The organism is Brenneria salicis ATCC 15712 = DSM 30166 (genome assembly GCF_003315515.1).
Taxonomy (GTDB): Bacteria; Pseudomonadota; Gammaproteobacteria; order Enterobacterales; family Enterobacteriaceae; genus Brenneria; species Brenneria salicis.
On the sequence record NZ_QNRY01000040.1, the window covers coordinates 17,827 to 32,963 of the forward strand.

The following is a 15,137-nucleotide window of genomic DNA, read 5'->3' on the forward strand; positions in this document are numbered from 1 at the left end:
ACTTTACTTAGTTGACGTTCAATAACCTACTTGTATGTCTGTTTTCGCTATTGTGGCGCTGGCCGCCTACACACTCAGCCTCGGACTGATCATTCCCAGTCTGCTACGCAAGAACAGTGCATATCGTCGGCTGGCGATACTTTCGGCCAGCGTTGCGCTTATCTGTCATGCAGTGGCGCTTTATCAACGCATTTTTGACGTTCAGGCCGGTCAAAATCTCAGTCTGTTAAACATTGGCTCTCTTGTCAGCCTCATTATCTGTACCGTGATGACCATCGTTGCCTCACGCAACCGCGGGTGGTTTTTACTTCCGATCGTTTATACGTTTGCATTAATAAATCTGGCTTTTGCCAGTTTCATGCCCGGAGAGTTCATCACGCATCTGGAAGAGACGCCAGGACTGATGTTCCACATTGGTCTGGCGCTGTTTTCTTACGCCACCTTGCTTATTGCCGCGCTTTACGCGCTACAACTCGCCTGGCTGGATTATCTGCTAAAAAATAAAAAGTTGGGATTTGCCGCCGATATGCCGCCATTAATGAGCATCGAGCGGAAAATGTTCCATATTACGCAGGTCGGCGTCATTCTGTTGACGCTGACGCTCTGTACGGGATTGCTCTACATGGATGACGTGCTCGGCAACAAAGAAAATCTGCATAAAGCCGTGTTTTCTCTGTTTGCCTGGTTCATCTATATCCTGCTGCTCTGGGGACATTATCATGAAGGCTGGCGTGGACGCCGCGTGGTTTGGTTCAGCCTGCTGGGAGCGCTATTGTTAACTCTTTCCTACTTCGGCAGCAGAGTCATACAGCATTTCGTCGCGGCTTGAACCCTTATCCCCAAAAAAACTAAGAGAGCCAACTTCCGGCTCTCTTTTTATTCTGGCATGCTGAATCAGATATCGCTAGATGTGCAATTCTGCCAGTTTATCTTTCGGCAGCGCCAAATCGTCGTTCTGGTTGATGCCAATATCATGGTCCAGAATATGCTGCGCGATTTCCTGCGCCTCCGTCAGAGAATGCATTTCATAGGTTCCGCACTGATATTCATTGAGTTCTGGAATCTTTCGCTGATCAGTTACTTTCAACACATCGGCCATTGCCGCTTTCCAGGCATCGGCAACACGTTGCTCTACCGGCGTACCAATCAGGCTCATGTAGAAGCCGGTACGACATCCCATAGGGGAAATATCGATGATCTCGACGCCTTCGCCATTCAGGTGGTCACGCATGAAGCCAGCAAACAGATGTTCCAATGTATGAATTCCGCGCTCCGGCATGACTTCAATATTAGGGCGGCAGAAACGTAGGTCAAAGACCGTGATGGTATCGCCATGAGGAGTTTTCATGGTCTTGGCGACCCGTACAGCCGGCGCTGACATCCGGGTATGATCTACAGTAAAACTATCTAGTAACGGCATAACGTCACCTCCTCATAGAAAAATTTTATTTTTTCTCGTTTCCGGGAAACTTTTCTTTTTCATGCTGGTCTGAATTACTGAAAGACGCGCATTTATTATAATCATCCCTAATTAGAGATGTTTGTTTGGCCACATTTATGTGGCCTTTTCTTTTTTATTGTGCAGCCAGATACGTGTCAAAGCTCATGGTATCTTCTGCTTCAATCTGCCGCTGACGAAGCCAGGAACGCACACACTCTGCTTGCAACTGTTCCTCCGTCAAGATCTGCAATGGTTCACTAATCAGTATCTTACGATATTCGTCCGCAAGATGAAGGCCTACGCCGCCGCTGCCCTCTTTCCTCATCAGATCAAGTAATCGTCCAGAGAACGTGCTTTCTGGATCATCAAAACCTGTAATCAGCTCATCACAAACCTGCTGATAGTAAGGCTGTGTATTTCCGTCATCCAACACTTCCGCAACACGACGCAAATCGGCAAATAACGCTTTTCCGACTTCAGCAATAGGCCGTTGTGCGGCATCACAACCCATACCGATAGTCTGCCCTGGTTTACGGCCTTCCAGTATCACGCTGTTCCAGTTTTTACGATTACAGGCCAACTCTTCAGCACTCATTTCCGGCGCATCCGCCAGAGCACACCAAATCAGGAACAAATCAAGGAATCGCACCTGACTGGCGCTGACGCCGGTCGGCGAGAAAGGATTAATATCAAGCGCTCTCACCTCAATGTATTCTATCCCGCCACGCAGCAAGGCGTCGGAAGGCGTCTCACCGGCGCGGGTCACACGCTTCGGCCTGATTGGTGCATAGAGTTCATTTTCGATCTGCAATACATTGGTATTCAACTGCAAATATCGATCATCTTTCTTTACACCTACCTGAGCATACTCTTCAGAAGGTGTTTTTATGGCGCGTTTTAGTGCGGCGACATAGGTATCCAGATCATTAAACGTAATGCCAAGATTGCTTTGCGATTTATTGGTGTAGCCCAAATCGCTCAACCGCAATGACGTGGCATACGGCAGATAACACATGCCTTTATCGGTGCGCTCAAATGGCAACGACGTTTCACGCCCTTGCAGGAAAGACGAACAAATAGCAGGAGAAGCGCCAAACAGATAAGGAATGATCCAACCGAATCGATAGTAGTTACGGATCAAGCGAAAATAACCGGCTGAAATCTCGGCCTTGCCACTTTCAATATCGCTGATGCCCGCTCTGGCCTGCCAAAATGACAGCGGCAGCGAAAAATTGTAATGCACGCCAGAAATTGTCTGCATCAGCGCGCCGTAGCGATTCTTCAAGCCTTCCCGATACAGTGTTTTAAAACGCCCAATGTTGGATGACCCGTATTGCGCCAACTCAATATCCTGCTCTGCGGCAATAAAGCATGGCATGCTTAAAGGCCACATCCGCTCATCACCCAGACTAAGAGCGACATGGCGGTGAATATCACGTAAAAACGTCAGCATGTGGTCGATATCTTCATCGACCGGCGTAATAAACTCCAGCAATGCCTCAGCGAAATCCGTTGTAATCCACGAATGCGTTAACGCTGAACCTAACTGCTCAGGATGACCTGTCATGGCGAGATGTCCATTCGCCAATACGCGCAAAGTTTCACGCTCAATTCCACGCTGGATGCCATTCAAAGCATGTGGATGTTTTTCCAGCCAAGAAAGCGCTTTTGATATGTCCGGGATCAAATCGACCTCCCGTTGTTAAAATGTAATGTTTGTAAGCATAATTGAAACGTGGCGCCACTCGCCAGACCTCATCAGCCAGATAATGCCACCATGCAATACCTTGTAAGGTTATCCCTGTCAGGACGATATAGCGCAACGCTTTCCCGATACCGATGAAAACGGCTGCACGCATCCAAGGCATACGTAACCAACCCGCCAACACGCACAATAAATCGCCAACTACCGGAACCCAGCTAAATAATAGCGCAGCGGGGCCATAACGCTTTAACCAGCGTATCGCCATCGTATGTCCTCGCTGCTGTTTGGGCTTAGGTAATAAGCGCCCGATAAAAATATTTGCTACCCCTCCCAGCGTATTTCCCACTGTTGCCACAAAAATGAGCAAAATGGGACTGGCGCTGCCAGAAACCAAGAGCGTAACAAGCAACACTTCCGAACTACCGGGCAATAGTGTCGCACTCAGTAAACTGCTCCAAAAAAGAGAGAATAAAGCCCAGAACTCAGTCACAGTTTACGGACATCAACCACTGCCATCTTCGCACGCTTAGCCGCCTCAATACCATAATCGGCATCTTCAAACACCACACAGTGTTCTGGCGCCACAGCGATAAGCTCGGCACAGCGTAAGAAAGTATCAGGGAAAGGCTTATGGTTGACGACATCGTCAGCACCAACAATGACATCAAAATAGTCGTACAACCCAAGATGTTTTAAAAGTTTGTCCGCCATACGATGGGTACTACCTGTTCCAACGGCCATAGGGCGGCGTCGATGATAATGTTTGACGACGTCAATCAACGGCAACGGTTTTACCGTATCCATCAACATGGTTTCCGCTACTACCGTTTTTTCGTCGGCCAGTTGATACGGATCGATATCCGCCTGATGGCGTTCAATAATAAACTGGGCGATCCACCAGGTAGGTGATCCATTCAATGCGGTCATGACCGCCGCATCATATTTCATTTCGTACTTCGCCAACACCTGATCCCATGCCTTATGGTGTGTCGGTTCTGTATCGAGTATGGTGCCATCCATATCAAAGATCAGCCCTTGATAACGATCGTACATCATGACTCCATGCTCATTGGAAAAGAGGGCTTACTTTATCGCAAAGTAAAAACATTGTCGCTCACTCAATAACCCTATAACAATCAGGCCATTATTGCTGTTATGGCGGTACCTTATAGCAAAGCCGACCTTATCTGCGCACGCCATCCAACGGACAACGCGTCATCGGATAGTGCTTTCATCCTTAAAAATGCAGCGCGATAACATCGCAAACAATGTAGCTTAGGTGGAATAGGAATTAGCAAGAGAGAATTAACTAAATATGGTGCATCCGGGAGGATTCGAACCTCCGACCGCTCGGTTCGTAGCCGAGTACTCTATCCAGCTGAGCTACGGATGCATAATGACGCGCAAATTATTTCGCCTGATTAAGTAAGCGAATAACTTGTTATAAAACTGATTGGGATATTCAGGAATGGTGCATCCGGGAGGATTCGAACCTCCGACCGCTCGGTTCGTAGCCGAGTACTCTATCCAGCTGAGCTACGGATGCATTGATAATTCTTTATCTACTGTAGTGTTTGCTTATCACTACTAAAACAATCTGCCATTTAAATGGTGCATCCGGGAGGATTCGAACCTCCGACCGCTCGGTTCGTAGCCGAGTACTCTATCCAGCTGAGCTACGGATGCAATAAAATGGCGGTGAGGGAGGGATTCGAACCCTCGATGCAGCTTTAGACCGCATACTCCCTTAGCAGGGGAGCGCCTTCAGCCTCTCGGCCACCTCACCGTACACTACCTGTAATCACTGTTAAAACTTCTTGTCAGTGCTCACCGGTACTGCGTGGCGCACATATTACTTTCCCGGACTTATAAGTCAAACAATTTTTCCCAACTTATGTTTGTTTGCGCAATTCGCGTCCAAGACGAATGAATCCGCAACAAAAAGCGCATTTTATCAACAGAAAAACAGATGGTTATCCTACAAAGGAAAACGATAACGCAGACGGGAAGAATGTGTTGATAAACATCCGAAGGGAAATACGGAAAATAACAATAGCGTCTCGCTTCAGCGAGACGCATTGCCAATCAATACGAGCTCGGCTGAGACTTCTCTGCCTGAATTCGTTGATAGATCTCTTCTCGGTGGACAGAAACCTCTTTAGGCGCATTAACACCAATGCGCACCTGGTTACCTTTTACCCCTAGCACGGTAACCGTTACCTCATCGCCAATCATGAGGGTTTCGCCAACTCGACGAGTCAAAATAAGCATTCTTTGCTCCTTGAAAGATTATAAAGAGTCGGGTCTCTCTGTCTCCCCGTCATTATCCATCATATGTCGTGAAAACGTAAACCTAGACGATGGTATAACGCCCACCATCACACTCTCGGTTTGTCGCTACTTTTTAGTTTAGTCGATAATAAGTAGCTTGTGCTTTTGTTATCGCCACAAGGCACTTGAGCATACCCGGCTTCGGGATTTTTCAAAGCGTCTTGCTTGCCGGATACCTTTCCTACAAGACAAAAACGCCATAACCCATTCGTTCAGCCATGGCGTTTGTTGGACAACAAAAATATTGATTTACAGCTTATCAGCGACCCAGGACTCAACACTCGCTAATGCGGAAGGTAATGCCGCCGCATCGGTACCACCGGCCTGTGCCATATCTGGACGACCACCGCCTTTACCACCGACCTGCTGGGCAACAAATCCAATTAACTCGCCGGCTTTCACCCGATCAGTCAGATCCTTCGTCACCCCGGAAATCAGGCTGACTTTACCTTCAGCCGTTGTTGCCAACACAATGATAGCTGACCCTAACTGGTTTTTCAGGTCATCCACCATAGTGCGAAGCAGCTTGGCCTCCACATTATCCAGCTGGGTGACCAACAGTTTCGTGCCGTTGATTTGCTTCGCTTTACCTGAAAGAGAAGAACTTTCCTGCGCAGCCTGTTGAGCTTTCAGTTGTTGAAGCTCTTTTTCCAGTGAGCGAGTACGCTCAAGTACAGAACGGAGCTTATCGATCAGATTGTTGCTATCACCTTTCAAAAGGTGCGCAATGTCCTGCAAAACATCGCTTTGGCGATGCAATGCGGACAAGGCGTTTTCCCCGGTCACGGCTTCGATACGACGTACCCCGGCAGCAGTACCCGATTCGGAAACGATCTGGAACAAACCAATATCGCCGGTACGCGTTGCGTGCGTACCGCCACATAACTCGATAGAGAAATCACCCATGGTCAGCACACGAACCTGATCGTCATACTTCTCGCCGAAAAGCGCCATTGCCCCCTTCTCTTTCGCATCGGCCAGCGCCATCACGTCAGTTTGTACCGCAAGATTACGACGAATCTGTGTGTTGACGATATCTTCAACCTGGCGAACCTGCTGCGGTTTCATCGCTTCAGTATGAGAAAAGTCGAAGCGCAGATAGCTGTCGTTAACCAACGAACCTTTCTGCGCGACATGTTCGCCCAAGACCTGACGCAACGCGGCATGCAGCAAGTGCGTAGCTGAGTGGTTCAAACGAATACGGTCACGACGCGCACGATCAACAACAGCATCAACGCTATCGTTAACACGCAGAACGCCTTGGGTTAGCTTGCCGATATGACCGATTGCCTGACCATATTTCTGAGTGTCTTGCACGACAAAGTTTACATCGACGCCTTTTAATTCGCCTTTGTCGCCAACCTGTCCGCCAGACTCACCATAGAAGGGTGTTTCATTAAGGATAACAATAGCCTCTTCGTCCGCCGTAATCTGCTCTACCGATATTCCGTCATGATAGATCGCGATGACGGTGGATTGCTGACGAGTCTGCTCATAACCACAGAATGGTGTGGTTGCATCCACACGGACAAGATTGTTGTAATCCACACCAAAACCGCTGGCTTCGCGCGCACGCTGGCGCTGTGCTTCCATGGCCTGGTCAAATCCCTTCTCATCCACTTTCAACCCATGTTCACGACAGACATCCGCCGTTAAATCGATGGGGAAACCATACGTATCGTAGAGTTTGAACGCGGTCTCGCCGTCCAGCGTATCACCAGACAGATTTTTGATTTCATCATCCAGCAATGACAAACCCCGCTCCAGCGTGCGGGCAAACTGCTCTTCTTCCGTTTTAAGCGCTTGCTCAACCATCGTCTGATGTTTTTTCAGATCAGTCGCCGCAGAACCCATGACATCAATTAATGGTGCGACCAACTGGTAGAAGAATGTTTCCGTCGCGCCCAGCATATTGCCATGGCGAACAGCACGGCGAATGATACGACGCAGAACATAGCCACGGTTTTCATTGGAAGGCATCACTCCGTCGGCAATCAGGAAAGCACAAGAACGAATGTGGTCGGCAATCACGCGCAGAGATTTATTGTCCAGATCCGTCGTGCCGACCGCTTTGGATGCGGCAGCAATCAGCGTCTTGAATAAATCGATCTCATAGTTTGAATTAACGTGCTGCAACACGGCGGAAACACGCTCCAGCCCCATACCGGTATCAACCGACGGTTTTGGTAACGGCACCATGGCGCCATCCGCCTGTCGGTTGAACTGCATGAAAACCAGATTCCAGATTTCAATATAGCGATCGCCATCTTCATCAGGACTTCCCGGCGGGCCGCCGGCGATATGTTCACCATGATCATAGAAAATTTCAGAACATGGGCCGCAAGGACCGGTTTCACCCATCTGCCAGAAGTTATCCGACGCATAGGATTCGCCCTTGTTATCGCCAATACGAATAATGCGTTCATGAGGGATGCCGATTTCATTTGCCCAAATATCATAGGCTTCATCATCCGTAGCGTATACCGTTACCCACAATTTCTCTTTTGGCAGGCCAAACCACTCTGGCGACGTCAGCAGTTCCCATGCGTAATGAATGGCGTTTTGCTTGAAATAATCACCAAAGCTGAAATTACCCAACATTTCAAAAAAAGTATGATGACGCGCGGTATAACCAACGTTTTCCAAATCGTTATGTTTACCGCCCGCTCGCACGCAGCGCTGTGAAGTCGTCGCTCTCAGATAGCTACGTTTATCCAGCCCCAGAAACACGTCTTTGAACTGGTTCATACCCGCATTAGTGAATAACAGCGTCGGATCGTTATTCGGCACCAGAGAACTGCTATCAACAACCTGGTGTCCTTTACTATGGAAAAAATCGAGAAACGCTTGACGGATCTCAGCGGTGCTCTTGCTCATAATTGTCCTGAAATCAAACTAAAAGAACAGATCGCGGGCAAGGTTAGTGCAGCATGCTGACGCTACCGTGCAACTCACGAACAAAAAGTGGGAATAAGATAAATTTTCTTCGATGGGAAGTAAAATCCCGTATGCATCAATCTGAAAAATTCGTATAAACAGATTGGATTTCTTCATGGAAAAAACCACGATATAGCAAATATCGCTGCAATTTTACTTTTTCTTTCCACTCATCAGGCAGAGGATACCCGAATTTTCGTTCTGCCGCCGATTTCGCCAGTTCACACCAGTCAATATCACACGTATTAAAAGCCGCAGTGATCGTTTCTTTATCGATACCTTTTTGGCTTAATTCCGCTCTGATACGTTGTGTGCCATATCCCTTACGGCTGCGACTGCTGATATAGCGACGGGTAAAACGCTCATCATCTAACCAACCATGCTCCGTACAATAATGAATGGCTGATTCGATTTCCTCGCGCGAAACCTTTCCGGCAATATCATCAGGATCGGCTTCATCTGGTGCTGATTTATGTAAATACGCCGCAAGCTTGCGGCGTATTTCAACTTCACTATGATCGCGAACGGCAAGCACGTTCATCGCATAACGTAATGATTTACTCATTCACCAACCCGTAAACAACGTTATGCCACATACACGTCCTGACATTAAAACTCTTCGCTTCCTTCGCCCGCCACTTCTTCGTCATAACCTTCACCAGCTGCGGCAGGGGAAAGTTCATTACCTTTATGCAACAGCATTTCACGCAGCTTCTTATCCAGTTCAGCAGCAATGGCTGAATTTTCTCTCAGGAAATTGCAGGCATTGGCCTTGCCCTGACCGATTTTCTCACCGTTGTAGCTGTACCAGGCACCCGCTTTCTCAATCAGCTTATGCTTAACACCCAGATCAATCAGTTCGCCGTAAATGTTGATCCCTTCTCCATACAGGATCTGGAATTCAGCCTGTTTGAAAGGCGCGGCCACTTTGTTTTTAACCACTTTTACACGGGTTTCACTCCCCACCACTTCATCGCCCTCTTTGATCGAACCAATACGGCGAATATCCAGACGGACTGAAGCATAAAACTTCAACGCATTACCGCCTGTCGTGGTTTCCGGATTGCCGAACATAACACCAATTTTCATGCGAATCTGGTTAATGAAAATCAATAGCGTATTAGCTTGTTTCAGGTTACCCGCGAGTTTACGCATTGCCTGACTCATCATTCGAGCGGCAAGGCCCATGTGTGAGTCACCGATTTCACCTTCGATTTCCGCTTTAGGCGTCAATGCGGCCACGGAGTCGACAATAATGACATCTACCGCGCCAGAACGCGTCAGCGCGTCACAAATTTCCAATGCCTGCTCACCGGTATCCGGCTGAGAACACAGCAGGTTATCGATATCCACGCCAAGCTTTTTGGCGTAAATCGGGTCGAGCGCATGCTCGGCATCAATAAACGCACACGTTTTACCTTCGCGCTGTGCCGCAGCAATAACCTGCAAAGTCAGTGTCGTTTTACCTGATGATTCCGGGCCGTAAATTTCGACGATACGGCCCATCGGCAAGCCACCTGCGCCCAATGCGATGTCCAGAGACAGAGAACCGGTAGAAATTGTTTCCACATCCATTGAGCGGTCTTCGCCCAAACGCATGATAGAACCTTTACCAAACTGTTTTTCAATCTGACCCAGTGCTGCTGCCAGAGCCTTTTGTTTGTTCTCATCAATAGCCATTTCTACTCCTGTCATGCGGCGTAAAACATTCTCTACGCGGTCACTTAATCATGGATTGCCGAATAATTGCTGACATTATACTGTATACACATACAGCATCAAGATTATTTTTACAGAAATTCATCCAACAGCGTTTGTAGCACAAAGTGTACCGACTGCAAGCGCACCTCATTCCTGTCTCCGCTGAATAACATTTTGCGGGCAAAGTTGACGCCCTGTTTATTAGTGAAACCAAACCAGACCGTCCCGACGGGTTTTTCAGCAGAACCACCTTCAGGACCGGCAATACCACTCACAGAAACTGCGAAATCCGCTCCAGCGGCGCGTAACGCGCCCACCGCCATTTCCTCAACCACCTCGGCGCTAACCGCGCCATGTTGGGAAAGCGTGCTTTCATTCACATGAACCAAATCCTGTTTGGCCTGATTACTGTAAGTCACAAAACCATAATCAAACCAGCCGGAGCTACCCGCGACATCAGTGATCACTTTCGCCAGCCACCCGCCGGTACAGGATTCCGCACAGGTTATCTTTGCGCCACACGCCTTGAGGCGATAACCGACCAGAGCGCTTAATCGTGAAATCTCAGTTTCCGTCATTGCCATATCATCTTAATGAGGAGGGAATAAACAAGGGTAACACTTTTCCTCATAAAAGCGGGTTTGTCACCAGATATGCGAAGCGCACTGCAAGGGAGAGCACGGTATTACATAGCATTAAAGCCATTGCTGGAACGCATGCCAATAAACATAAATTCGGCGGGTAAAATCGCTCAGGCATGTTTAAACAGGCCGATAACCGCTGCGGGTATATAGACAATCTATCTTCCGGCTTTGCTTCATCGTCAATATCAGTCAAAATGCCCTGCAAGACGTCTTTTCTGGCTATAAAACCACAGGGAGAATTTCCAGTGCGCCCTTCTTTTCTGAAGAACCTTGGTATCAAAGGCGAAAAGGATTCAGATGAAATTCGCAGCAGTATCACGATTGATCGTCCGGCCGAAACGTTATTTGCTCTCTGGCGTAAACCGGAAACGCTGCCCGTCCTGATGAATCATTTCGCTACTATCGATATTCTCAATTACACCGATTCACGCTGGCGCGTTAATACACCGTTTGGCGCCCTTATTGAATGGCGCGCCAGAATTGTTGATGAAAAAAACGGCGAGTATATCCATTGGCGCTCACTTGAAGGCGCGCGTATTCCGAATGAAGGCCGGTTGTCGTTCAAACCTGCGCCATCAGGTACGGGCACCGAAGTCACATTGATGATTCGCTTCGATCCCCCCGGCGGTTTACTGGGAAAAAAAATCAGCCAAATGTTCGATATTTTATCCAAGGAAATGCTGACAAAAACGCTACAGCGCTTCAAAAACCTGGCTGAAAACGACGACGCCTGAAAAGGGAAAGTCCGCCCGGAGGAAATGGCATTATTTACGGCTGCATTTATTGCGCAACATTGTTTTCTATCGCCCACAGGAGATTAAATGCTGGAATTGATTCAAACCATCGGTATTGGCTTGGTCCTTATTTTACCTCTCGCTAACCCTCTAACCACCATCGCCGTGTTTCTCGGCCTGTCTGCGGATATGAGTCGGGGCGAGCAAAATCGACAGATATTTCAGACCTCGCTGTACGTTTTTATCATTATGACCGTCGCATTCTATGGCGGTCAGTTAGTCATGAATACCTTCGGTATTTCCATTCCCGGCTTGCGTATTGCCGGTGGGCTGATTGTGGCGTTTATCGGCTTTCGTATGCTTTTCCCGCAACAAAAGGAGCCTATCCCTGAAGTCAAAAGCAAAACGGATGAAATCAATAACAGCCGTATAAACAATACGGTGAACATCGCCTTCGTCCCTCTGGCAATGCCCAGCACCGCCGGCCCTGGAACCATCGCGCTTATCATCAGTACCGCTTCACAAATCAAAAGCGGTGTTGATATCACACCGTGGGTGATAACCGTCGCCCCCATACTGACCTTTATGCTGGTGAGTTTGCTCCTGTGGCTGACGCTGAAAAGTTCTCATCTGATTATAAAACTGATCGGGAGAGGCGGCATTGAAGCAATCTCGCGTCTGATGGGTTTTTTGCTGGTCTGCATGGGCGTTCAGTTCATTATTAATGGCACGTTGGAGATCGTGAAGACCTATCATTAATAATGATATAGAGCTTCATTGACGGGTTGGATTATATGATCGCGCTGCAAAAAAAATCCCGCACAAGGCGGGAAAAGTCATTCTAATGACAGGGATGGTTAACACAACATTTACAGGGATGTGATGTATTACAAGGGATGAAAGAAATATAACAAGAAAAATGTATAGTATTGTCATAGTCAGGTAAGGTTAATAAGATGGATGTAAAACAACATTGGCAATACTTTATTTTCGGCACATCCCTAACTAATTATTTTGATTAAATCAAGCAGGCGCACCATGCGGAAATCAGTTGTAAAATTAATATGATAATCGCAGCACCATAAAATAATCGGCCAAAAACTTGCCTTATCTCGATCACTCACCAAGGCTAAAGTATTGAATCTGAAATTCGACAGATTCTACTATGCGAATTAAGGAGAAAGAGATGAGCACCTTTATTACAGAAGATGGTACAGAGATTTATTTTAAAGACTGGGGCACGGGAAAACCCATTCTGTTCAGCCACGGCTGGCCGCTTGATGCGGATATGTGGGACAGCCAACTCAATTATTTCGCTGAACAGGGTTATCGCAGTATTGCATTCGATCGCCGTGGTTTTGGGCGTTCCGACCAGCCTTGGTCTGGCTACAATTACGATACCTTTGCCGATGATATCAACCAGTTAATCCATCATCTGCACCTTAAGGACATCACACTGGTTGGCTTTTCAATGGGCGGCGGTGATGTGACGCGCTATATCTCCCGCTATGGTACAAAATATACTGATGGCCTGGTGTTGCTTGGCGCCGTTACGCCGATTTTTATCAAAACTGATGATCATCCCGAGGGCGTGGAAAAAAGCGTATTTGATGATATCAGACAGGGGCTACGTAAAGATCGCGCCCAGTTTATCAGCGACTTTTCAACCTCTTTCTATGGTCTGAACAAAGGATCCGACGTGTCACAGGGGGTGCTGACCCAAACGCTGAATATTGCGCTGCTGGCATCACTCAAAGGCACGATAGATTGCGTCACCGCCTTCTCCGAAACAGATTTTCGCCCTGACATGGCAAAGATAGATGTTCCGACGCTGATCATTCACGGCGATGCCGATCAGGTGGTTCCATTTGAAGCCACCGGTAAGCTCGCGGCAAGCATGATCAAGCAAGCGCAATTGAAAATCTACGAGGGCGCGCCTCACGGCTTTGCCGTAACTCATACCGACCAGTTGAATCAGGATTTGCTGGCATTCCTGAAAAGCCTTTGAATTCATGTCCCGGCGAACACATCAAACAGCGAGTTCAATTGGAAACAATAAAGGAGTATTTATGAAATTATGGTCAGCCCTGACAGGAGTTGCTTTATCGCTGATATTAGTGGCTTGTAAGTCTCCCAAACCGCCGAAAGGCGTAACGCCTGTATCCCATTTTGATGCGGCACGCTATCTGGGCAAGTGGTATGAAATCGCTCGTCTGGAAAACCGTTTTGAACGTGGTCTGGAACAAGTGAGCGCCACCTATGGTAAGCGCGGCGATGGCGGCCTAAGCGTACTGAATCAGGGCTACGATCCTGTAAAGAAACAGTGGAAATCAAGCGAAGGGAAAGCTTACTTTACCGGTGATACGACGACTGCGGCACTGAAGGTCTCCTTCTTCGGACCATTCTATGGCGGTTACAACGTCATCGCGCTGGATGATAATTATCAATATGCCTTGGTCAGCGGACCTAACCGTGACTATTTGTGGATCCTGTCACGTACACCAGAGATCCCTAACGATGTAAAACAACGCTATTTATCCATCGCAAGAGAACTTGATTTCCCGGTCGATAAACTTGTATGGGTGAATCAGCAGGCTCATTAAAGGGCAATCTCACCAAATAAAAAGATTTTGCGAAAAACTGTTTATCCTCTTAATCTTTCATTTTTTATCTTTATTTTTAAATAGTTAAGTGGTCAATAGCGGGTAACCAGTTGATGAGTTACTCATCACCAATGTAGCTAAGGTACTGCCAGGCTTTAATTGTGGTACTATTTATCGCATATATATGCGGATTAAAGGTGAAAGCACATGCGATATGAAATGGCGGTACTCGCGGCTCTGGTACAAGAGGATTCCCCTAATACGCAAGCTATCGTAAACGCTACTGGTATCTCTGAAAGAGAGATACAGGAAGTGTTAAGCACTCTCCAGTCAACGATGGATATCGGCATTACACGTGCAAAAAATGGCAAACGGCAGGTCTTACATATCTCGTCATGGGGCATGTTCGGTGACGGGGAACGGCTGATTGAAAAATTGAAAAATACCGACCTGTTAACATTCAAACAACATCGTAAAATCACGACAAAAGCGTTGCCAAACAAAACGCGATCCCCACGCATGGTGACGCTGGAAGAAAAACGTGATTACTACAATCAGGTGAAACTAAAAAATTATCGGGACAGTATGCGCCTTGAGGGATTCAACGTTGAGGATACACCGCTTCCTAGCGACAAACAGGAAAGGGAAGCGCTGAGAAAAAACCTGATTGCCATATATAAAGCGAGTGGTTATGTCTGATAAATACGGCTCAGGGCAAGATCCTTATACCTATCCTGGGAGCGATGTTCTGATAAATAAACTCGGCATCAACGATGACAGTAAATTCGAATATGCGGAGCGTCAGCTATCCGAGTTGGCGGTTCTCGATATTGAATTTGAAGAACCTCCCTACGATCTGCACTATTGGTGTGGAATGCACAGAAAAATATTCGGGGATTTATTCGATTGGGCAGGAAAAATACGGAGTATCGATATTTCTAAAGGTGACCCTGTAAATAATTCTGTGTAACTGCCACCGTATTAAAGGTGATCGCTCAGGCGGTCACCGAACTCGATAATAAAACGGCTCATTGCCAACCG

At 47.5% G+C, this 15,137-nt stretch carries 14 protein-coding genes, 4 tRNA genes and 2 pseudogenes; 7 read left to right on the forward strand and 13 right to left on the reverse strand.

The genetic code is table 11. The features are described 5' to 3' along the window. Window positions 1-34: 34 nt before the first annotated feature. Window positions 35-829 (forward strand): cytochrome C assembly family protein, encoded by a 795-nt coding sequence (locus DES54_RS14590; RefSeq protein WP_113868605.1) that lies wholly within the window; start codon window positions 35-37, stop codon window positions 827-829. Window positions 830-904: 75 nt separating this feature from the next. Here the strand turns inward: DES54_RS14590 and luxS are convergent, their stop codons facing one another. The 13 genes and pseudogenes from luxS to pncC all read right to left on the reverse strand — a co-directional run bounded on the left by luxS (window position 905) and on the right by pncC (window position 10,693). Continuing rightward, the gene (gene luxS, locus DES54_RS14595) at window positions 905-1,420 is read right to left on the reverse strand and encodes an S-ribosylhomocysteine lyase (protein ID WP_113868607.1); all 516 of its coding nucleotides are present in this window, start codon (window positions 1,418-1,420) and stop codon (window positions 905-907) included. 154 nt (window positions 1,421-1,574) lie between these two features. Then, window positions 1,575-3,128 carry a glutamate--cysteine ligase gene (gene gshA, locus DES54_RS14600; protein ID WP_113868609.1) on the reverse strand — a complete coding sequence of 518 codons (1,554 nt, stop codon included), beginning with the start codon at window positions 3,126-3,128 and terminating at the stop codon, window positions 1,575-1,577. Between the two features lie 85 nt (window positions 3,129-3,213). Continuing rightward, a pseudogene (locus tag DES54_RS14605) lies at window positions 3,214-3,636 on the reverse strand (YqaA family protein); the annotation flags it as partial. Continuing rightward, window positions 3,633-4,199 carry a fructose-1-phosphate/6-phosphogluconate phosphatase gene (gene yqaB / locus DES54_RS14610; protein ID WP_113868613.1) on the reverse strand — a complete coding sequence of 189 codons (567 nt, stop codon included), beginning with the start codon at window positions 4,197-4,199 and terminating at the stop codon, window positions 3,633-3,635. The gene yqaB and the pseudogene DES54_RS14605, both read right to left, overlap by 4 nt. Window positions 4,200-4,462: 263 nt before the next feature. Beyond that, window positions 4,463-4,539: transfer RNA gene (locus DES54_RS14615), tRNA-Arg, on the reverse strand. Between the two features lie 76 nt (window positions 4,540-4,615). Then, a tRNA-Arg gene (locus DES54_RS14620) sits at window positions 4,616-4,692 on the reverse strand. 63 nt (window positions 4,693-4,755) lie between these two features. Next, window positions 4,756-4,832, reverse strand: a tRNA-Arg gene (locus DES54_RS14625). Window positions 4,833-4,839: 7 nt separating this feature from the next. Beyond that, window positions 4,840-4,932, reverse strand: a tRNA-Ser gene (locus tag DES54_RS14630). A 299-nt stretch (window positions 4,933-5,231) separates the two neighbouring features. Then, window positions 5,232-5,417, reverse strand: coding sequence for a carbon storage regulator CsrA (gene csrA / locus DES54_RS14635; protein WP_113868615.1), 186 nt, complete (start codon window positions 5,415-5,417; stop codon window positions 5,232-5,234). 309 nt (window positions 5,418-5,726) lie between these two features. Beyond that, entirely contained in the window at window positions 5,727-8,354 is a 2,628-nt protein-coding gene (gene alaS / locus DES54_RS14640) for an alanine--tRNA ligase (protein WP_113868617.1), read from the reverse strand. Window positions 8,355-8,490: 136 nt separating this feature from the next. Continuing rightward, the gene (recX, locus tag DES54_RS14645; RefSeq protein WP_113868619.1) at window positions 8,491-8,979 is read right to left on the reverse strand and encodes a recombination regulator RecX; all 489 of its coding nucleotides are present in this window, start codon (window positions 8,977-8,979) and stop codon (window positions 8,491-8,493) included. 44 nt (window positions 8,980-9,023) lie between these two features. After that, window positions 9,024-10,094, reverse strand: a complete 1,071-nt coding sequence (gene recA / locus DES54_RS14650) for a recombinase RecA (protein ID WP_113868621.1) — start codon at window positions 10,092-10,094, stop codon at window positions 9,024-9,026. A gap of 110 nt (window positions 10,095-10,204) precedes the next feature. After that, window positions 10,205-10,693: a nicotinamide-nucleotide amidase gene (gene pncC / locus DES54_RS14655; protein WP_113868623.1), complete on the reverse strand. Its 489-nt coding sequence runs from the start codon at window positions 10,691-10,693 to the stop codon at window positions 10,205-10,207. Window positions 10,694-11,004: 311 nt separating this feature from the next. Here pncC and DES54_RS14660 point away from each other — a divergent pair, with 311 nt between their 5' ends. The 6 genes and pseudogenes from DES54_RS14660 to DES54_RS14685 form a co-directional block, all read left to right on the forward strand. Continuing rightward, entirely contained in the window at window positions 11,005-11,493 is a 489-nt protein-coding gene (locus DES54_RS14660; protein ID WP_240634947.1) for an SRPBCC family protein, read from the forward strand. 87 nt (window positions 11,494-11,580) lie between these two features. Continuing rightward, window positions 11,581-12,252, forward strand: coding sequence for a MarC family NAAT transporter (locus DES54_RS14665; RefSeq protein WP_113868627.1), 672 nt, complete (start codon window positions 11,581-11,583; stop codon window positions 12,250-12,252). A gap of 427 nt (window positions 12,253-12,679) precedes the next feature. After that, the gene (locus DES54_RS14670) at window positions 12,680-13,501 is read left to right on the forward strand and encodes an alpha/beta fold hydrolase (protein ID WP_113868629.1); all 822 of its coding nucleotides are present in this window, start codon (window positions 12,680-12,682) and stop codon (window positions 13,499-13,501) included. A 61-nt stretch (window positions 13,502-13,562) separates the two neighbouring features. Next, complete coding sequence (gene blc / locus DES54_RS14675; protein ID WP_113868631.1) at window positions 13,563-14,096, forward strand: outer membrane lipoprotein Blc; 534 nt, start codon at window positions 13,563-13,565, stop codon at window positions 14,094-14,096. A gap of 207 nt (window positions 14,097-14,303) precedes the next feature. Further along, window positions 14,304-14,795 (forward strand): YhfG family protein, encoded by a 492-nt coding sequence (locus tag DES54_RS14680; RefSeq protein ID WP_113868633.1) that lies wholly within the window; start codon window positions 14,304-14,306, stop codon window positions 14,793-14,795. After that, a pseudogene (locus DES54_RS14685) lies at window positions 14,788-15,042 on the forward strand (cell filamentation protein Fic); the annotation flags it as partial. The gene DES54_RS14680 and the pseudogene DES54_RS14685, both read left to right, overlap by 8 nt. Between the last annotated feature and the right edge of the window lie 95 nt (window positions 15,043-15,137).